The sequence below is a fragment of the Pedobacter suwonensis genome (assembly GCF_044762335.1).
GTDB lineage: Bacteria > Bacteroidota > Bacteroidia > Sphingobacteriales > Sphingobacteriaceae > Pedobacter.
This window is the reverse complement of sequence record NZ_JBIWEB010000019.1, coordinates 32,675-53,901: the sequence shown is the minus strand read 5'-3', so window position 1 is coordinate 53,901 and position 21,227 is coordinate 32,675. Positions and strand designations below refer to the sequence as shown.

At 40.8% G+C, this 21,227-nt stretch carries 13 protein-coding genes; 6 read left to right on the top strand and 7 right to left on the bottom strand.

Going from position 1 to position 21,227, the window contains the following annotated elements:
• Positions 1–105 precede the first annotated feature (105 nt).
• Positions 106–1,092 (top strand): YeiH family protein, encoded by a 987-nt coding sequence (locus tag ACIQXP_RS21300; protein WP_008245480.1) that lies wholly within the window; start codon positions 106–108, stop codon positions 1,090–1,092.
• A 6-nt stretch (positions 1,093–1,098) separates the two neighbouring features.
• On the opposite strand, the gene ACIQXP_RS21295 is transcribed toward ACIQXP_RS21300, so the two are convergent.
• From ACIQXP_RS21295 to ACIQXP_RS21280, 4 genes are all read right to left on the bottom strand, one after another.
• A complete protein-coding gene (locus tag ACIQXP_RS21295) occupies positions 1,099–2,490 on the bottom strand; it encodes a beta-propeller fold lactonase family protein (RefSeq protein ID WP_056095402.1) in 1,392 nt (463 codons plus the stop codon).
• A 3-nt stretch (positions 2,491–2,493) separates the two neighbouring features.
• The gene (locus ACIQXP_RS21290; RefSeq protein WP_056095405.1) at positions 2,494–3,024 is read right to left on the bottom strand and encodes a DUF305 domain-containing protein; all 531 of its coding nucleotides are present in this window, start codon (positions 3,022–3,024) and stop codon (positions 2,494–2,496) included.
• A gap of 158 nt (positions 3,025–3,182) precedes the next feature.
• Positions 3,183–4,379, bottom strand: a complete 1,197-nt coding sequence (locus ACIQXP_RS21285; RefSeq protein WP_008245487.1) for a sulfite oxidase — start codon at positions 4,377–4,379, stop codon at positions 3,183–3,185.
• A gap of 764 nt (positions 4,380–5,143) precedes the next feature.
• Complete coding sequence (locus tag ACIQXP_RS21280; RefSeq protein WP_115404620.1) at positions 5,144–6,598, bottom strand: recombinase family protein; 1,455 nt, start codon at positions 6,596–6,598, stop codon at positions 5,144–5,146.
• 180 nt (positions 6,599–6,778) lie between these two features.
• Between ACIQXP_RS21280 and ACIQXP_RS21275 the strand changes: the two genes are divergently transcribed.
• The gene (locus tag ACIQXP_RS21275; RefSeq protein ID WP_115404621.1) at positions 6,779–8,488 is read left to right on the top strand and encodes a hypothetical protein; all 1,710 of its coding nucleotides are present in this window, start codon (positions 6,779–6,781) and stop codon (positions 8,486–8,488) included.
• A gap of 624 nt (positions 8,489–9,112) precedes the next feature.
• Here the strand turns inward: ACIQXP_RS21275 and ACIQXP_RS21270 are convergent.
• Together ACIQXP_RS21270 and ACIQXP_RS21265 are read right to left on the bottom strand one after the other, a co-directional pair.
• Entirely contained in the window at positions 9,113–10,123 is a 1,011-nt protein-coding gene (locus ACIQXP_RS21270) for a PDDEXK nuclease domain-containing protein (protein WP_115404622.1), read from the bottom strand.
• Between the two features lie 612 nt (positions 10,124–10,735).
• Positions 10,736–12,331 (bottom strand): response regulator, encoded by a 1,596-nt coding sequence (locus tag ACIQXP_RS21265; protein ID WP_387507598.1) that lies wholly within the window; start codon positions 12,329–12,331, stop codon positions 10,736–10,738.
• A 158-nt stretch (positions 12,332–12,489) separates the two neighbouring features.
• Between ACIQXP_RS21265 and ACIQXP_RS21260 the strand changes: the two genes are divergently transcribed.
• Complete coding sequence (locus ACIQXP_RS21260) at positions 12,490–12,861, top strand: Hpt domain-containing protein (protein WP_293743681.1); 372 nt, start codon at positions 12,490–12,492, stop codon at positions 12,859–12,861.
• A 146-nt stretch (positions 12,862–13,007) separates the two neighbouring features.
• Here the strand turns inward: ACIQXP_RS21260 and ACIQXP_RS21255 are convergent, their stop codons facing one another.
• Positions 13,008–14,615, bottom strand: coding sequence for a DUF6377 domain-containing protein (locus tag ACIQXP_RS21255; RefSeq protein ID WP_387507595.1), 1,608 nt, complete (start codon positions 14,613–14,615; stop codon positions 13,008–13,010).
• A 291-nt stretch (positions 14,616–14,906) separates the two neighbouring features.
• Between ACIQXP_RS21255 and ACIQXP_RS21250 the strand changes: the two genes are divergently transcribed.
• The 3 genes from ACIQXP_RS21250 to ACIQXP_RS21240 all read left to right on the top strand — a co-directional run bounded on the left by ACIQXP_RS21250 (position 14,907) and on the right by ACIQXP_RS21240 (position 21,209).
• Positions 14,907–16,013: a glycoside hydrolase family 43 protein gene (locus tag ACIQXP_RS21250; RefSeq protein WP_387507592.1), complete on the top strand. Its 1,107-nt coding sequence runs from the start codon at positions 14,907–14,909 to the stop codon at positions 16,011–16,013.
• A 179-nt stretch (positions 16,014–16,192) separates the two neighbouring features.
• Positions 16,193–19,351 carry a SusC/RagA family TonB-linked outer membrane protein gene (locus tag ACIQXP_RS21245; protein ID WP_387507590.1) on the top strand — a complete coding sequence of 1,053 codons (3,159 nt, stop codon included), beginning with the start codon at positions 16,193–16,195 and terminating at the stop codon, positions 19,349–19,351.
• 4 nt (positions 19,352–19,355) lie between these two features.
• Entirely contained in the window at positions 19,356–21,209 is a 1,854-nt protein-coding gene (locus ACIQXP_RS21240; RefSeq protein ID WP_387507588.1) for a RagB/SusD family nutrient uptake outer membrane protein, read from the top strand.
• Positions 21,210–21,227 lie beyond the last annotated feature (18 nt).

Below are 21,227 nucleotides of genomic sequence, written 5' to 3'. Positions count from 1 at the left end.
AACTTATCTTCTATAACATGAAGTTATGGAAGATAAGTTTTAATGATTTGATCGGGGTTTATTAGTTATGGATCTTTGAATTAGAAAATAAAGACAATCAAAATTATGACACAAATCAAAGACAATTCAAATTCTTCTAAAATAAAGGCGGGTAACCTGCTAAACTTAAATTTAAACACCCGTAAAATTATCTTCATCCTGGCAGTTTTGCTGTGCCTCTTTCCATTTATGTCGCCTCCTTTAGCCTTATTGCTAGGATTAGTATTGGCGCAACTAATGGAACATCCCTATCTGCATTTAAATCACAAGGCCACAAACCTGCTGCTAAAAATTTCTGTTGTCGGGCTAGGATTTGGAATGAATGTATTCAGTGCAATGAAAGCAGGAAAAGAAGGCGTACTGTTTACCGTAGTTTCTATTTTCGGAGTGCTTATCATTGGTTTTATCCTGGGAAAAGTATTTAAAATAGAACGTAAAACATCTTTTTTGATATCAGCTGGAACGGCGATCTGTGGTGGAAGTGCTATTGCTGCATTGTCGCCTGTAATGAACGCAGAAGAAAAACAGATCTCCGTTGCAATGGGTACTGTTTTTATACTCAACTCGGTGGCCTTATTTCTTTTCCCCGCTATCGGACATGCGCTTAACTTGTCACAGTCACAATTTGGTATGTGGTGTGCCATTGCTATTCACGATACCAGTTCTGTTGTTGGGGCAGCCAGTAAATATGGTGAACAAGCACTACAGATAGCCACAACTGTTAAGTTAGCCAGAGCACTATGGATTGTTCCCGTAGCGTTTGGTACATCTTTCCTGTTCAAAAGCAACAATAGCAAAGTTAGTATACCCTATTTTATAGGGCTATTTATCCTGGCAATGATCGCCAACACCTACTTACCTTTTATTAAGCCTTTTGCGCCCTACTTTGTAGCATTAGCAAAAGCAGGCTTAACTTTAACCTTGTTCCTGATAGGAAGCGGACTCTCATTTACTATCTTGAAAGCAGTGGGGATAATGCCACTGTTACAAGGCGTAATTTTATGGATAGTAATTTCAAGTGCTGCATTATGGGCAGTTATATCTTTGGTTTAAAATACATTAGTTACTGATCATCACCAGCTTTTTTGAAAGATCATCAATAAGAACCACATGTTTATAATCGGCGCCACCTGTTCCTACACTCTTAATTATCCCCGAGGATTGACCGCTAAAAGCTCCTTTTTCATCGGTCTTAAAAGAATTGATGACATAATCTGCGTTAAACGTATCATTTGAGGAGTTGGTTAACGCTAAAGTATACGAAGTATTTGGCTCGAGTTTTTTAAAGTCCTGTTGGACAAGATCAGTCAAGCCTACGCTTCTTACGTTTAGCATGCCTGATGACATTGAATTATCCTTATTCATCAATTTAATCACCTGACTTTTGTCTGCAAGATTAAGCGGGGTTAAATTTTCTTTTGAGGCATTTGCAGGGCTGGCATTAGCGGCGTACAACAATGCTTGCGGACATTGTCCAATAGCAATGGTTTTTACAACGGCCATTTTTACCAGATCAACCACTTGTACCTGGTCATCATTTTCTAATCCGACATATGCAAATTTACCATCTGCCGAAGTCCAGACGCCATGTGGCAATGATCCTGTCGCAACGCTATCAGTAAGCTTGAAATCTTGTGAAACACTAAATACTTTTAAGCTGTTTTCTCCGCCAATGGTTGCCAGCATCACAGGTGAATCATTAACTAAAGTAAAAGTGACATGGTTGGTAATTGGACCTGTATTTAGTACTGTATGTATCGTATTTGTCTCCGTGCTGATGACAGTGATCTTCCCTACATCCTTATGTGTCAATGCAATCCATTTCCCATCAGGACTACAGAATATATTTGGAGAAAATGGACTAACTACTGGAATACGCTTTACAATAGCATAAGAAGTTGCATTCACTACATCCACTTCTGCAGTAAAGCTGGAACAAATATAAGCCCATTTTCCATCTGGAGTAAAAGCAACCATTCCCGGGCCGTCGGCTACTGGAATTTGCTTGATTTCAATCAGTTTATTTGCATCAATTACGCTGATATACGATTCTCCTCTTACCGATATCCATGCCTGTGATCCTGAAGGGTTAAAGGTTGCCTCATGCGGTGAACGTCCGATATAAACAGTTTTTAAAACTTTATTTTTTGCTGTTGAAATAAAGGTTACTGAATTTGATCCAATGGAAACCGCTGCTAGTAATTGCCTTTTAGGGGAATAACCCAGGCCATGAACCAGGGCCTGTCCCTTATATAGAGGACTTAAGATATCAGGTTGGGGTTTACCAAGAACAATATTTCCTAATAGCGTTTGTGTTGAGGGATCTAAGACAGAAACCGTATTAGATATCTGATTGCCTGTATAAACCCTGTCTTGGGCATAGATTGATTGTGCTTTTGATTGTAGGGCAAAACTGAATATTAATAGCGTAAACAAGGATATCTTTTTCATATGTTAATGGGAGTTTGTAAATGTCTTCATTTGTTGGATTTCTATCTGTTCATCTGAGATAATATTCTCGGCCAGTCTTTTTACATTTTTATTTTTTCCATACCGCAACTCAACTTTAGCCATGTCGATGGCAGCCTGATGGTGAGGAAGCATTATCCTTGCAAAGGACAGATCAGTATCAGACAATTGTTTTTCTTCAGGCATTTGTTCCATCATCACTTTCATCATCTTCTGGTTAGCGTTTTGATGTTGGTTGCCTGTAGCGATAAATCCTTCAGGATGGCTGAGCAGGAGTCGCATTTGCTGAATCTGGGTTTGTTGCTCAGCTTTGATACTTTTAGCTAGCTGAATCATTTCTTTATTTTTTCCGGTCTTAATCTCTTCTTCTGCCATATCAATAGCACCCTGGTGATGTGGGATCATCATTTGTATGAAATCTCTGTCTGCAGATGTGGTAGCTGATATTTCATCCATCTTCATCATCATATGAGCCATTTGCCCAAGGAAGACATTTTTTTTAGTTGCCATTTGCATGTGTTCATGTTGTGCTCGTGCAGAGAAACTAGCAAATAGTAGAAGTATAGACGTGAATCTGATCATGGTTTGATGTAGAATATTAATTGTGATAAACTGTTTATGCCAAACAAGCCTTATGCGATAACCGCAAGATCCTGAAATTTGTTCTTATTGAGCTATATTACATCTACATCAATTGGCGAGATAAAATTAACCATGTAAGTTCTTCTGTCTAAATCATGCTCCATGGGTTGCGTTTTGCCATTTTGATCTGTCGCTCTAGCCATTAAACTATATCTTCCAGTCTTAGCAGGAACCACCCATTCAAATTCAAATAGCTGCCAGGCGAAAGGGATAGCAGGACCAATTAATTTTGCTGGTTGCCATGAATTTCCTTTATCCGTGCTTATTTCTACTTTCGATAGGTTACTATCACCTGACCATCCTGCACCCCTTACTTGATAAGGTTTTCCAGCCGGCACCGCTTCAAACAATACCGGCCTTGATATTTCAGACTTAACCAATGTAGTGGTTACGGGCGTCAAGGTAGGTAGTCCTTCAACACGCTTCCAGTAAGCATATTCAATCGTCTGCCAATAGCCATCAAACGGCTTTTCAGATGCAGTAATTTTCATCAGCCATTTCACAGATGCCATACCATACCATCCTGGAATAATTGCCCTTGCCGGGAAACCATGTTCAGCACTCAATGGTTTTCCATTCATTTCATAGGCGATGATGATGTGATCCTGCATTGCTATATTTAACGGAATGCTTCGGGCGAATTTGATTTTTCCTGGTGATTTCGGCTCTTCTGTAATCATCCCCTCATCATTCCCTTCCAAAATAATGTCTACCGTACCCACCTTTATGCCAGCCTTCTTTAACAATACGGATAAAGGTACTCCTGTCCATTCAGCATTGCTGATCCCACCTTGTTCCCATCCTAAACCCTTCACTTTTGGGGCGAGGTTAGCACGTCCGTTTCCGGCACATTCTATAGTAGCCATTACCTTTTTTGCAGGAAGCTTTTTAAGTTCGCTCAGATTGATCTTTATGACATGATTGGTGTTGCCGCCAATCTCTAATTCCCAATTTGTAGCATCAATATTGGGAATATTAAAATGACTCCTGATGAAGAACTGGTTATTTGGAGTAATCCTGTTTTTTAACGTAGGAAATGGAAACTCCATATTTAATGGCTTTTTCTCTCGCGTAATAAGTCCTGGAAAGTCATTGTCTTCTCTGGTTTGTTGAATCTCCTTCGCCGAAGCCCAGGATGGTATTGTTGCGCCAGCTATCACCGGGATAATTCCAGTAACAAAATTACGTCTGTTTAACGTGTAGTTTTGTGATGTTTTGTCGTTTTTCATTTCAATAAATGTAGGTGATTACAATATAGCCAAAAATCTCTCATAGGATAACTTGTATTCTTCCTTTTTCTTGATGGTTGAAAGGAAACAACTGTAGACTTTACTTCATCGCTGGCCTGCTAGAAAAGACACAATAGTTCTATAACTGTTTATCAAATACTCATCTCAATTTCTATCAAAAAACGGTCGTTTCTTGATAATACAAAAATGGGCGAAACAATTCATTGAAGAAGCTATTGGAATAGATTTCAAAATGATAAATTCCTTGGTAAAACTTATAGTAATTTCTTTTTACGATACTGCCCTTCCACCTTATTGTTTAACAAATTCTCAAAATCAACTATCGCTTCGCAATGCTCATAAAAGTTCGAACTTCCGCGGATTGACTACCATAAGGAAACAGCATATATTTGTTGTTTCCTTTTTTTATACCCCTAAAAATCTAGCTTACAATTAGTTGCACCTCCCCCAATACCGGTTCGACATTTTCCAACTAGTTAACCTATACCAAAACAAATTTGGGCCTAAAAAAACCTATCAAGGCTATGCTAGGTAACTATTTGACTTGTTCGACTTTTCCTTACGGATCTCGACATCCTCCCGTACTATTTTTCTGTTATGGATCTTGGCAACGAGGTATAAAAAACTCATTATTACCATAGCCTCTTCATCATCAACCTCTAATCCATTTTTGGCAAGCAATGCAATAGCCTTACTACCAGAAACCTTTCTGTCTATAAAATCCATCTAATTTTCCCATTATGTTATTTACGAACTATTACCTTTGAAAGCGTAACATTATAGCCAATAGACACCTCGCTGTTATTTAAGTCTATGTCTACTGGAGGAAAAAAGCTGACCAAATGCTTTTTATCGGCAGTATCTAGACTATCAAAACCCTTAAATACATCTATTGAAGCCCGGAAGTCAAGCTTTCTCTGTTCTTCGATTATCTTCAGTTTTGTCGCAACATCACAAAGCTCCTTCTTTATAACCCCAGTAATCCTACGAAATTCATTTTTCATTTCGCTATAGTCGTCGTATTTAAATATGTTCTCCACAAACAGTTTCCTCGCTCTGGATAGCATTGTCTCCTGCTCGACTAACTGACGCCGAAGTGCTTGTCTTTCGTAAAGTAATCCCGTCTTCTGCGTATCCACGTTCCAATCTGCAAGAATGGCAACGAACAATTCACCTACCATTTCCGATAACTGCAATTTCTGGAGCTGATCCCTATAACTGTCATTTAGCTTATCCGCCCTGACCCGTGCCTTACACCCCTTACGACAATGATAATAGGCATACTTTCTCGTATTGCCCTGAGAAAAACTTCCGGTAAGTCTCTTGCCGCATAGCGGACAGGCCAGAAAACCTGTAAGAAAAAAAGTGGATCTGAAATTGGTTCTTATCGTACTGACCTTTCTTTTGGTATTGATGACATCCTGCACTTCATAAAAAAGTGCTTCTGGTATCAGTGGTTCGTGTATTCCTTTTATCATAACAATATCCCCATTCCCGAGCTTCAGCGGTATCAAGCCACAGTAAACTGGATTACGGATAAGTTTGGAAAAATTTGAACGTGTACTTCTCAGGCCTTTGTTCACCGCCATCTCACTTAAGTGCCCAATCTTATAGATATTCTTCGCAAGCTGACGGAACACCCATCTTATAATCCCGCTTTCTGGCTGTTTTGGCAATATGATCTTGCGGCCATCCAATGATGCCGTGTTCACATATCCCACAGGAGCTTTATTGGGATACCGACCCATCTCCTTGGCCTTTCTAATTCCATTTAAGGTATTCATCGCACGTCTCGTGTTTTCCGCCTCTGGGACTGAGAGATAGATGGCCAACATCACCGAGCTCTCGGGAACGGAAAGGTCTATCTGCTGATCGATGGCCATTGCAGACACATTGAGCTTTCTGAGGATGCCCAACATTTCATACGCATATTGGATATTACGGCTGAACCTGTCCCACTTGATGAAAAGGATATTGTTTTCTTCCTTTCCCCTGCCCTTTCTCAATTCGGAAACTAGCTTCTTCCATTCTGGTCGGTTGAAGTCTTTGGCGGAGAAGTCCTCCCGGTAGACACCCTTTACGCAGATATTGTTCGATTCACAGTATTTGATCAATCGATCTTCCTGTTCGGGCAGAGAATAGCCCCTTCTTTTTTGTTCATCAGTGCTTACACGGACGTATAGATAAGCTGATTTCATAATGTTGGAACATTTGTTTCAACTATATAACGGCTAAAAGATCGCTATGAAATAAAAAAAAACTAGATTATTGGAATTTACAAGGTTCGTTTACGTGCTCTTAGCAATATCAAATTTCGGACATTTGGAATGTTCACATCGAAAAAATAAATTTGGGACACCAGCAAAAAAGCAAACTTTATGCAATTTCTCCATGTAACAGGTTATGCAGAGGCATATTGTGAGCCTATCCCCAAAGACACCCTTTCTTTTGTATCGGGCTATTCAACGGATACATTACTAATGAGGCTTTCTAAAATCAATGCCATGCTATTCCAGCAAATGGATAACCGGATGATCGATCCAGAGATACTCAGGGAGGCAGTTTTTTGCGACGTCCTAGGTTTCGAGCAGGTCACGGAATTTCGCCCACTATTTACGGATGAGAGAAGATGGTTTGCCGAAGGTCCGATTGGTTTGCTGATTATGGATCTGCTCCAGAACTTTAAGATGATTGAAACGCCGGCTTCTAGCGACCCCTTGGAGTTTGCCCATAACCTGTTCAAGACCATATTAGTCTATAACGATCTTTATTACGGAAGGCCAAGGGGAATCGCACTGGAATCACTGGAAGGCATCTTCATGATGGAAACGATGCAGCAGGGATATCTGAGGGCAAAGGGGGTAATGAAAGTTGATACCTTTGGAAGATTCCTCTTCCTGAGCAAATTTCTTGATAGTGACGAACTGCTACGGGAAGAAGCGGATATGTACTGCGAGAAGATGAAGATTCAAAACCCTTGGACATTTGCCAAGTTCTTCCTCGCTATACTGGCATCGGCCATACATCCCCAAAACTGGGGCAACCATATGTTGGATCTTTCACATCTTTGGCCGGAAAAGCTGATGAGGGAATTTGGGACAGACCCTACGGAATTGGCTGGTAAGGAAAAGGTTTCGCTAAATATGGATGTGGTCACCAAGCCTTTTCTGTTCCTGACACCCGAAAAGATCCTCGTTCTGGACTACAACTTTTTCCAGTATGCGCTTGAAAACGGTTTCCTGTACTCTTTCTATCGCCACAGCTCTATAAAATTGCAGTCCAAGTTTAAAACCTACGAAAATTTTAAGGCCTATATTGCACTGGAATTCTTTGAAAAATACCTTGTTGGAAGCCTTCTCGGTGAAATTTTCCACAAAAAGAGTCAGCGGCTAATCTCCACAGAAAAGTATCAGGATTTTATCATCCGCGCTTCTAGCTGTGATGTTTTCGTATTTGAGGTGAAGATGAACGATCTACATCCAAATACCTTCGAAAATTTGGATTACAAGGCATTTACCGAAGAATTTTTGGACAAGCGGTTCCTTTCGGATAAGGGAAATGGGGCAAAGGATAAAGGGGTAGGTCAGATCGTCAGACAGCTCGGCCATCTTTCAGAACCCAATATTGAACTTAGGGAAAAGCTCGGTATCAAGCACTCAGAAAAAATGAACATCTATCCCGTGATCATCTGTTCGGAGCACCATATGAATATCGCGGGGGTGAACCACTATCTAAATGATGGTTTTGAACAAAGGAGCAAGAATCTGAAGGGCAGCTTCCAATCTATTAAGCCGCTTACTATTATCCATATCGATTTTCTGATCAAATATTTTGGACCGCTCAAGCGTAACCCTGCACTTTTTGCTGAATGGTTGAGCGGTTATCATCGCAGCAAAAAGGGGCTTGAAAAACTGTATGATGAGAAGGGAGGGCCGATAACCTACCTTCTATCCAAAAGGTCGCTTTTTGGCTATATGGAAATGAAAAAGGACTTCCCGAACCCATACCAAGCAACTGTGGACGAGATAGAAAAGTGCTTTGATTTGGAGACAAATGGGGTTTGGAATGCACTGGGCATTCGAGTTTGAAGTGCGTAAACACTTGGCTTGGTATAATTTATCCATAACTGGACAAACCAATTTATCTAACCCCTTCCACCAAATGCTATTACAAAAAGAACCAATGATTTAGGACAAGTTTATTTCGGGTGAACTGGGGTTAAACCTCATCATATATACACTTGGAAAAGTAAAAACTCGAATTCACAATGCGAGATAGCCATTGGAAAAAATACTTAAAACTGTATGCGCGGTTGCTGATTGCATCCTACGTTTTCTGATTTTTCTTTACGACGTCTCTACTCTTAAATAAAAATGAATAGGAACTCACCCCTATTTCCTTTTATAATCCTTTTTTTTCCGATAATATCCTTCAACCTTATTCTTCAATACTTTTTCAAAATTAACCACTGCTTCACAGTCATCATAAAAGTTAGACCTACTGAAGCTTAACTTTACTGATTAAAAGCTCATCGAAAGATGGGTTTTTTTTGTTTAAGGTATTTTGATCATAATTTTGTTTTTAGACTTAGCGAGACGCTAAGACTAGATGAAGCCTTTTCTTAGTTCGCCATTCTCAAGATGGGCAAATCCTTAGGTGCACAGTTTGGAACTGTCTCGTGTTTACTATTGCCGAAATCACCAGCATATGGCTTAAAGGTTTTCACCATTTTGAAAATTCTCCATCTCTTTGCTAACCTCATCAAGTAATTGCTTTTCTGTTGGCAAATAAAGTTTGTACTGGCTCGCAATAATTTGTTTTTGTTCGTCAGGCAGGGTAAATTTTACAACTGCATCATTTTTATCGGCACAGAGCAAAATCCCAATAGTTGGGTTTTCATGAGATAGTTTTTCAATGCGGTCATAGTAATTGACATACATTTGCAACTGACCGATATCTTGATGGGTTAATTTATGTGTTTTGATTTCAATGATTACAAAACATTGTAGCAAACGGTTATAAAATACCAGATCTACAAAAAATTCATCGCCCTCGATATGGATTCTCTTTTGCCTTGATACGAAAGAGAATCCATTGCCCAGTTCGAGTAAAAAGTCCTGTAAATGTGTGATAATGGCACTTTCTAAATCCTTTTCATAATAAGAGGACTCCCTTTTTAATCCGAGAAATTCCAGAAGCATCGGATCCTTAATTATTTCTTTGGCATCAGCAGGCTGTTTTTCGTTTTTGGCAACAGCTAAAACACTTTCTTTATCATTGCTTAATAAAAGTCTCTCATAAAGATTACTATAAACCTGCCTTTCCAGTTGCCGCGACGTCCAGTTGTTCTTTTTTGTTTCAGCAACATAAAACTCTCTTTTTTCCTCATTGTCAACACTAAGGAGTAATTTATACTGTGTCCAACTCAATTGTGCATGCAGTGCATGCACAATCGGAAAAGTACGATAAAATTGGCGATAGAGATTCATCTGACGAACAGAAAAGCCACTTCCAAATTCAGGTTGCAACTTTTCTGAAAGGTATTTGATCAAAAAACTTCCATAATCTGCTCGGTCTTTACTCTGCTGTTCTTCTTCAAAAATCCGTTTGCCGATATGCCAGTACATTAGCGTCCTTTGGTGATCGACAGCTCGCACCGCCCTATCATTGGATTGAGCTATGATCGCTTTCAGGTCTGATATTATAGATTGGTTTACAAGCATTTTAGGCTATAAATAAATTTACCTTCTAATCAGTAAAGTTACGAAAAACAGGCAATTTAGTTGGTATCAGACAGACTTTTGATTCCGAATAAAATGTGAATTATCACGCTAATTGAGGGAAACACTTACAACTTTTTCTTTTTCCTATACTGCCCCTCAATCTTGTTATTGACCACTTTATCAAAATTTACTACTGCTTCACAATGCTCATAAAAGTTCGAACTTCCGCGGATTGACTCTACTAATTAAAAGCTCATCGAAAGATGGGCTTTTTTATTTAGATCTATTTATAATTAATTGGCTTTAACCTTCGCGAGACGCTAAGAGTAGATGGGGCAAAATATTCTTCACATGGCAAAAAGTGATTCAAGGATTACTGATTAATGTTAATATCTAAACATCCAAGCATTGGTCACAAAGTCAAATTTATGATAGTACTTTCTCTGACATAACATTTCGTAAAAAGCTTTCAAGATCAACGTTACTAAAGTTGGGTATTAAACTGAAATTAAATCATTAAGGCTCAATCAATTCGAAAAAGATTAAGGACAGAAGCTTGATAACCCAATCTAGCAGGAGATGGAATATATTGGCTATAAATTTATTAAAATGCTATAAGTGATCCTTATTTAACAGCTTATACAGTTGTGAATATAAGGTTTCTGGTTCAATCGGCTTCTGGATATAGGCATCTATCCCAACATGGTCCCCAGCTATCCTGTCTTCATCCTTGATAAATGCAGAGAATGCCATAATAGGGATGTACCTATTGTGTTCAGATAATTCATTTCTGATTTTTCGTGTAGTCTCTACACCGTTCATCACAGGCATATTGATATCCATTAGTATCACATCATACTGTTTTGATTTAGCTTTAATATAAGCATCCAGTCCATTTTCAGCCTCATCAACCTGAATATTCCATTCTGATAATATCTGTTTAGTCACGAACCGGTTAATTTCGTCATCATCAGCAAGTAACAAGGAAATATTGCTGAAAGATTTTAAAAACCGCTCTTTACTTTCAGCTAATTTAGCTACTTCAACTTTGTTATTCACTTTGTACCAGTTCGTAAAGGTAAAAGTTGTACCCACGCCAACGCTGCTTTCCACATTCAGGGTACCTCCTTTAAGTTCAACCAGTTTTTTAACAATTGGTAAGCCTAAACCAGTAGAGCCGAATTTATCAGCCATGGGGCATTCCAGCCGCTCATACCGGTTAAAGATCTGACCAATTAATTCATTAGGAATACCGATTCCGGTGTCAGAAACAGAAAAGTTCAATAATATCTGCGATTCTCTGACTTCGGAGATGGTAACCTTCACATTTACACCACCGTATTCGGTAAATTTAATCGCGTTATTGACCAGGTTAATTAAAATCTGATTGAGCCTTAAGGTGTCCGCCATCACAACTTCTGGTATGTTTTTATCAACAGAACATGATAAAACAAGATTTTTGCTTTCTGCCAGGGGCCGGGTCAGCTCACATATATCATTAACCAGTCTGCTCAAATCGGTTTCTACCTTATTCAGTTTCACTTTCCCGGCATCAATTTTTGATATATCCAAAATGTCGTTCACTAACTGAAGTAGAAGCTTAGAGGAATAAGTCAACATTCCCAGAAGTTTAGCTTGGTCGGCGTCTAACCTGGTGGTTTCCAAAATGTGTATCAGCCCCAAAATAGCGTTTAATGGTGTCCGTATTTCGTGGCTCATATTGGCCAGGAAGTTTTCTTTTGCCAGTTTACTCTTTTCTGCAATAGAAACCATCTCTAACAGTTCTTTCTTATACTTTTCCAGCTGATGGTTTTTATTATTGATTTCCCGCTGTTGAAGGATTAGCTTGGTAATGGAATCTACTTTTGCCACGGTGACATGTAAATCAAGAGGCTTAAAGAGATAATCAACAGCCCCAAGCGTTAAACCCTTCACCACATCGTCGGTATCCATGGAGTAGCCTGTAATCAAAATCACCATTACCCCGCGTGTTAATGGATTACTCTTTATAGACTCGAGTAGTTCATACCCCGATAGTTCTGGCATATTCACATCTATCAATGCAATATCAATAGAATGATCGATACACATTTGCAAACCTTGTTTTGGAGATGTAGTAACGTAGCATACAATATCGTCTCGTTTTAGCGCAGTTGCCAAGATCTTAACATTATTAAAATGGTCGTCTACTATCAGGATATTTATCATTCGAAAGCATATTAAGCTTTTTAAACAATCTTTTTGTTACATTGTTTCAGATAAGTTACACATCTCACTATAACAGATTCATCCTACATCGTATATATTTAATTCAAAATATAAATAGTACAGAATGAGAATTTTTAACCCTAAGATCAGCTTCGGATATGTGTGATTCAAACAATGTCGATAAACCATTAAACCTTTCCTATCTTGAAAAAATTTCAGGAACCAATACGAAGTTTATCATTACCACAATTGATCTTTTCAATTCGCATATACCACAGCTAATGGAGGAAATAGAGGATGCAATTGCATTACAAAACTGGGATAGAATTGCGTTTCTCATACATAAAATGAAGACTTCATTTGGCTACCTGGGTAGAGAAGATATTATTGAAGACCTTTTAGAAATAGAACAATTTGCGCTTAATAAGGTAGGTGTGGCAAATATAGTATTCTGCTTTGGACACGTAAAAGCATCCATTAATAAACTGAGAGCACAATTGATTCATTACAAGAACCAACTCGCAAATTAATGCTTAAGCAGGAAAATGGATAAGTTGGCAAGTAACTAAGAAGCTTATATAGCGTATATCATTTGTACTGTAAACACAGGAAATATAAGTTGATATCCCGCCATTGTGATCTGTGTTAGAAAATGTATTTGCAGTTTCTTATATCATTAGCGGTCATCTGTAAATTTGATTTCCATTATCTTTTGCTCAAACTGTTCCGGAGCAACCAAAGCTTTTGCCTTCATACGGGCCTTATAGGTATAAACGGTATTTACGGTATAATCCAATATACGGGCAATGGTTTCCGTATCGCTAACTCCTAAGCGGATCAATGCAAAAATACGAAGTGAGGCAGTGAGCATTTCACCCTCTTTTAGCTCAATCTGTTCATCAGGCCTTAAAAGCGCATTGAACGAGGAAACAAAGTTGGGGAAAAGGGTTAAAAAAACCCTATCCAGGGTATTAAACAATTGATATTTCTCTTTCTGTATATGAACATTCCCCAGTACCTGGGTTGCATCCTGATATTTCCCTAATTTAATATTGTGCTGAGCTTTGCGTTTAACCTTATCAAGCGTTTCGATATAAGATGAGCAGGTTTTAAAAAACAGGCCGATGAGTTCTTCCTTGATCCGGGACGATTCCCAGAGTTTGCTGTTCACGTCTTCAAGTTCTGTATTCTTTTCTGTAATGATCAGATCGTTTTTTTTGATATGAATTACCTGTTTCCGGAAAAGTACCAACTGGAACAGCAAAACCACCGCCACCAACACAAAAATCACAATTCCAATCCAAAGCATTTCCTTCTCATGCTGCTTTTCTTCTATCAGTCGGCTTGCGATTAAGGGCAATACAGATTCTATTTGTGCCGCCCTGTTTCTGGTTCCATAAAAAGCAGCATTGCCGAGCGCCTCCTGCATACAGATATAAGCATCATCATTCCGGTTCATTTTAAAAAGCTCCTGTCCCAGTAAAAATATCGCGAAAGTTTCTTTAGTAGCCGACCGGATATCGTTGATTGCCGCAAGGGTGAGCAACATCAGCTTATCATCACCTTTGTAGGCATGGCTAATTCTGGTAGCGACTATGGCAATCTGATGCTCAGATAAACCATGAGTCAGTAGATATCGGTAATAAAACGCTGCGTCTGGTTTTTTATCCTGCTCAGCCGGGGGTAGAAAAGCAAGGCTAATGGTTTTTTCAAGTTCACCAGGATTGATCAAAGTCCCCGCCTTTTCGAATGCTGCCTGGGCGGCTTTGCGGTAGCCCACAGCATAATATGCGTCATTGTCGTAAGCGCCGATTTCATCGAAAAGCATACCACGTAAATTAAGGTAGTCGTAACGTAACCTGCCCGGGAGGCCAGCCGTGTCGATCTCTGCAATTGTTTCAAAAGCCTCCTTATAAAAGCCCGACTTCACCAAAACCGTAGCTAGGCCCATCTGGCTTTGAATGAGGTAGTGCTTACCGCTTAACCTTTTTGAAAGGGCAATCAATTTCTTACCGTTGGTAATTGCAGAATCAAAACGAAAAGAACTGTACTCATTGAACAATCCTGACAACAATTTGTAACGATCAAGATAATCCTCAGCAGGAACATTTGCGAGCTGCGTACGCAACCTTTCAATCTTTTGTTCTTTCTGCCGGATATAATTATTTTCTGCTGAGAGTTCTCTTCTCAGTAATTTCCATAAACTGTCCACTTTCGATGTTTGCGCACTAACTGCCAGAACATGGACCAGCAATATAATTATTACAAAAATTTTCTTTATCATTAATATTTCGGATAGCCGCCAGCCTGTTACATAAACATACAGCAATTCTGATCTCTGCTGATATGGTATTACAATATTAGGGTTTAAAATTAAAATGACAGCACTCTATTACCTAAAACGGTCTGAAAACAGTTTTGATTTTCAAGCGATGAAACGAACACAAAACACTGTTTTACAGATGTTTAAAAATTATACAATCTTGATTTGCGGTCGACCAGTCTTTGGAGCTGAACGATACCGTTTTTCGATCGCTACTTTTGGTCAACCAAATAATCAACCATTCCAAGCTTTATGAGGAACAAATTTCTTATTTTGATGACTGCGGGACTTCCCTTATTATCCACAGCCTGTCAGAAAAGTTCTCAGGGAGATACGACGATCAACACCGAACAAGGTGCCCTTGTAAAATACTTTCAAAACCCATTGATAAATGGCGATCATGCCGATCCTTTTGTTGCCCAAAAAGATGGAAACTATTATTTTCTATCTACCAAAGGTAACCGTGTGGCCATAGCCAAAACGAAAGCGATGTCGCAACTGGCCAATGCAATTGAAACTACGGTTTGGACACCGCCTGAAAATACCGATCATTCAACTGACCTTTGGGCCCCGGAACTGCATTTCTTAGCGGGAAAATGGTATATTTATGTTGCCGCGGCACAAAAGGGGGTAGATGACAGCAACCGCATGTTTGTATTGGAAAATGAAAACGCAGACCCAACCCAGGGAATCTGGAATTTCAAAGGCAAAATCGCCGATTCAGGAAATGATCAATGGGCGATAGATGGTTCTGTTGCTACCATAGGCGATAAAAACTATTTCGTGTGGTCAGGCTGGGAAAATCCTACCGAAAAATATAAACAATATATTTACCTAGCCCCCATGTCAAACCCCTGGACGATCAGCGGGCCACGAATTAAGATATCATCACCAACAAATGACTGGGAAAAATGGGAGCCCACTTTTCTTGGCGCAGGTGTAAACGAAGGGCCGATTATGCTGCAACGCGATGCCAACAGCCCCGTATTTATCATCTTCTCTGCCAGCCGTTACAGTAGTGATAATTACTGTTTAGCACAGATTCAGTTGAAGACCGGCAGCGACCCGGCAATAGCAGAAAACTGGATCAACAAAAAACAGGTATTTGTGAAGAGCGATAAAAATTCAGTTTATGGTCCCGGACACAACGGTTTTTTTACCAGTAGCATCACCGATCAGAACGGTGTGGTGAAATCTGCAAATTGGTTTATCTATCACGCCCGCAGCACACCAAATAACCCGGGTCAGGCCAGAACTACAAGAATGCAACAGCTTAGCTGGAAAGCAGATGGATCACCCGATTTTGGAACCGCCCTTAGTACCGGGATTAACCTTCCCTGCCCCATTAACGAACAATAAGCCAATCAACGAGCAATTAGCACTGTGCCATTAAACATGGCAAGATGGCCTGCCTATAACTTTTTTTTATTAGATAAACGATTTATAAACCCTAAAAATGCTTCTACTGTACAGGAGTATGATCGCATTAACTATGCTAATTCAGATCATTTAATTAAGCAAATCCTTTTAAACCAGTTATGAGAAAACTTTTACATTACAACAAAGCAGGAACTGCTGCCAGGACCATTAGTCTTGCTAAGCTGTTTATTATTTTCATTTTATTCCTTTATTCCCCGGCCTACGCAAATGCCAGGTCTGATAGCGGAAAAAAAAACGATCCCGCGATGTTTTCAGCAAACACCATGTTGAAAGATATTGAGGTCCGCGGAAGTGTAACTGACACCAGCGGAGTTGGTTTGCCTGGCGTAGTGGTCAGCGTAAAAGGCCGCAACGGTTATGGTGTAGTAACCGACGTTAATGGCAGCTATATGATCAAAGTTCCGGAAGATGCAATCCTGGTATTCAGTATGGTGGGTTTTATAAGGCAGGAGGTGGCAGTTGGTTCGAGGGAATTTATTGCGGTCAGGCTACGCCAGAACCAGGCCATGTTAGAAGACGTGGTAGTAGTGGGCTATGGTACACAACAGAAGAATAATGTTACCGGCGCCCTTACTTCGGTTACCTCAAAGGAACTATTACGAACTCCAACCGCCAGTTTAACCAACAGTCTTGCAGGGCGTTTACCGGGACTGTTAACCATACAAAGCAGCGGCGAGCCCGGAGCCGATGGGTCTGCACTTTACATCCGTGGATTTGGCACTTACCAGGGCAAAAGCCCATTGGTTCTGGTTGATGGTATAGAGAACAGCATTGATGGTATTGATGCCAATGATGTAGAAACCGTGAGCGTTTTGAAAGATGCAGCGGCTACGGCTGTTTATGGTATGAAAGGCGCTAATGGCGTTGTGCTGGTAACTACAAAAAGAGGTAAGACAGGTAAACCGCTAATTTCACTCACCGCACAGACTTCACAACAGCGCCCTTTTAATATGCCAGAATACCTCGATTCATTCGATGCGCTCAGCTTATTCAGGGAAGCACTTAATAATGACGGGCTGAATGCCAACCTTTACACGGATGCATACCTCAATAAATTCCGCGACCGCAGTAATCCTACTTATCAGTACCTCTATCCAAATGTTAACTGGACAGAAGAATTGATTAAACCTTCATCAATGATGAGCCAGGCCAATCTAAATGTTAACGGCGGATCCTCAACAGCCAGGTATTTTGTATCGATGGCCTACCTGAAACAGGATGGGTTATACAAATATGATGATTTGAATGCCTACAATATCAATGCGGTGATGAACAAGTATAACTTCAGGAGTAATATTGATATTGATCTTTTGCCTACACTGAAGCTTGAGCTGAATCTTTCAGACATTGTTCGCGATAGAAACTATCCAACTGAAACCGCAGGCGCATTCTGGTCTGAGATACGCAATACACCTGCATATATCTATCCTTTAAAAAATCCTAATGGTTCAGTATCCGGACAAAAAGACTCTCCGGCCAATCCTTACGGCCGTTTAACGCAATTCGGGTACGGGCGTTTTTTCGAAAATACATTAAGTTCCATTATCGGCTTTACATTAAAACTGCCTTTTGTTACTGAAGGATTGAGCTTCAGAACACGGTTCGCTTACGATGCTCAGAACTTTAGGAACATTACCCGCCAACGGAATTATTCTACCTATCGTTTTATCACAAACGAAAATGAAACGGACCTGAGCAAAGGACGTTACGAAGAACTGACCACTGGCGATGGTCTGCTCGGCTTTAATATTGCGGCCAATGGCAGCCGCAAATCGACCTTTGAAAGTTATCTGAACTACGACAGGACGTTTGCCCAAAAACATGTTGTTTCGGGTATGCTGCGTTATAATCAGTCACAGAGTTTTCTGGCGACCGCCACTGCTGATGGCGCTATTGCCGCGCTGCCTTACAAACAGCTGGGCCTGGTAGGCAGGATCAATTATTCATTTGACAGGCGTTATGTACTGGAATTCGATGCCGGTTATAACGGTTCTGAGAACTTTATGAAGGGACGGCGTATGGGCTTTTTCCCTGCGGCATCTGCTGGTTGGATACTATCTAATGAAAACTTCCTGAAAGATTCTAAACTGGTGAGCCTGTTAAAATTAAGAGGTTCTTATGGTATTGTTGGCGTAGATAACAGTGTTGGCCGTTTTGCCTATTTAAGTACCTGGCAAACCGGAAACGGAAGCGGCTACCGATTTGGCCTGGCAGCCGATGGAGATGGTTATTCAGGTGCCCAGGAAAGTGCCACTGGAAATTCATTCTTAACATGGGAACAGTCAAAGAAAACCAATATTGGCTTGGATTTCGAACTATTTAAAGGGCAGATCGCTTTTACAGGTGACGTTTTTACTGAAAGGCGCTCACAGATCCTGACCACAGCAGCCATCATTCCAAATGTAACAGGTGTTCAAAATCTACCGGCCATAAATGCAGGTATTGTAGATAACAAGGGTTTTGAAGGAGAACTTACCTTCCGCAAACGTTTCGGCAATCATAACCTGATGCTCCGGGGTTCTTATTCGTATGCCACAAACCGCATACAGTATGCTGCTGAACCAGTATATGCATTGCCTTACCGCGGATTGAAAGGCACACAGATTAACGAAGCTTATGGCTTAACTGCAATTGGCCTGTTTAAGGATGCGGCAGATATTGCTGCAAGCCCGACTCAGCAATTCGGTGCTGTGCGTCCTGGTGATATCAAATATCTTGACCGTAACGGGGATGGTGTGATTAACAGTCAGGACGAAGGTTACCTTGGTCAGGTAACCACCCCTAAATCGATTCTGGGTTTAACCCTATCCTATACTTACAAAAACTTTGACCTTAATGTTCTTTTTCAGGGTTCCGGCGGGGGAAAAGTTTGGCTAACTGGCACTTCTGCATGGGCTTTCTCAAATAACAGCTCAGTATTGGCAGACTATATGGATAACCGCTGGACAACGCAAAATCCTGATCCAAATGCGAAATGGCCAAGATTATCATCATCTAATAATGTAAACAACAATCAAAATTCAACATTTTGGCTAAGATCATCCAACTATGTGCGGCTTAAAAATGTGGAGGTAGGTTACACGCTTCCTAAAAACTGGGTTAACAAAATCGGTCTGACCAATATCAGGGCTTTTGCCACCGGATCAAATATTTTTACCTGGTCTGAGATGAAGATTTTCGATCCGGAACGCACCAATGGCTTTGGAGACTACCCTCAAATGCGTGTAATCAACTTAGGAATAAATGCTTCAATGTAACCCCATGAAAAATATAACCAAGCTGCTGTTGGCAGCACTATTGATCAGTAGCACATCCTGTAAAAAATATCTGGATGTTGTTCCGGCAGAATATTCAAGTGAGAATGATGTTTATAACAACATCAACCTGACAGAGCAGGCCCTGGCGCGCCTGTACAATGCCCTTCCCAATGAGTTAACCTCGCCTCTAACGGCTGCAACTGACGAAACTTACCATCATTGGTTCGACAATGGAGAAGCGGTAGATGCTTACAAATATAATCTTGGCGCCTGGAGTACCAATGATAATCCATACGGAAACTGGTCGGGGAAATATCAGGATATCCGCAGGGCGAACATATTCATCAAGCGCATAGATGCTGTTCCGGTACCGCTCGACCGGGAAAGTTATTATGCGATCTGGAAACCCCGTTATAAAGCCGAGGCACGTTTTCTTCGCGCCCAGTTTTACTTTGAACTTTTTAAACGCTACGGAGCAGTTCCGCTGATTACGAGTGCTAATGATGTGGATCCTCAAAACCTGGAAGATACGCAGGTATCACGCAATTCGGTGGATGAGGTAGTTAATTTCATTACCTCAGAATGTGACGAAATTGCGAATGTGCTGCCCCTTGTGCAGGAAGCCGCACAAACCGGCCGCATTACCAGGGGCGCAGCACTGGCATTAAAAGCCCGCACCCTGTTATATGCCGCAAGTCCACTATTTAATGGCAACCCTCTTTACTCCAATGTGCAAAATAAAGATGGTAAAGTTCTTTTTAACCGCAGCTATGATAAAGAGAAGTGGAAAAGAGCTGCTGATGCCGCGAAAGCAGTTATTGACCTGGGTATTTACAAATTGTACAGTCCTTTTCCTGACAACCCTGTTCAGAATTATGCTGCACAATTTTATACCCGAGATTACACCGAGACTATTCTGCAGCGGATTCTCGGCAACTCAACAGATATTGATGGCAACTATCTGCCAAACGGCGCTCCCTTTAAAGGAAACGGGAAATTAACGCCCTTACAGCAATTTGTTGATGCTTATGAGATGAAAAACGGTTATCCCATAAACCAAACCGGTTCTGGCTATACTACAGCCGGTGTTTGGAGCGGACAGCTATGGGATGGCCTGAAATTTCAGACGGTAAGTAATATATCGAACATGTACAAAGATCGCGACCCGCGGTTCTATGCGAGTGTGTTTTTTCAGTACGACGTATGGAGGTTCGATGCAACCAAACGCCCGGTACGACTAGCCTGGTATGGTGCGGGCAACGGAATAACCGATGGTTGGGCTACTGGTAAACCGGGTACTAACCCATGGGGTTATAATGTGCGGAAGTTTTTATCGCCTAGTTACGACAGAAATGCGAATTCAGGTACCGGAACGCGAAATTTCCCACTTTTCCGCCTGGCAGAAATTTACCTGAATTATGCAGAAGCCATGAATGAATACCTGGATGCGCCAGATCCATCCGTTTATCAATACCTCAATCTGGTTCGGAACCGGGTGGCCATGCCAAACTTACCGATCCTGGCAGCCGACAATACTAAAGCGGGCATGCGAAACCGTATCCAAAATGAGCGAAGGGTAGAACTGGCATTTGAAAGCCACCGGTTCTGGGATGTAAGACGATGGCTGATCGCCAAAACTGTGGATAATGTACCAGCGCTGGGACTAAATGCACGTCCTTCGGCAGCTGAACTCAGCAGTACAGGGCTTGATGTATCCAGCGAAGCGGCGGGAGTGGCGGTATTTTATAAGACTGTTGTTTTACAAAACCGCGTCTTTGCAGATAAGCACTACCTGATGCCCATACCACAGGCAGAAATTGACAAAGATCCTAACCTGGTACAAAACTATGGCTGGTAAGCCTACAGAAAAACCGAA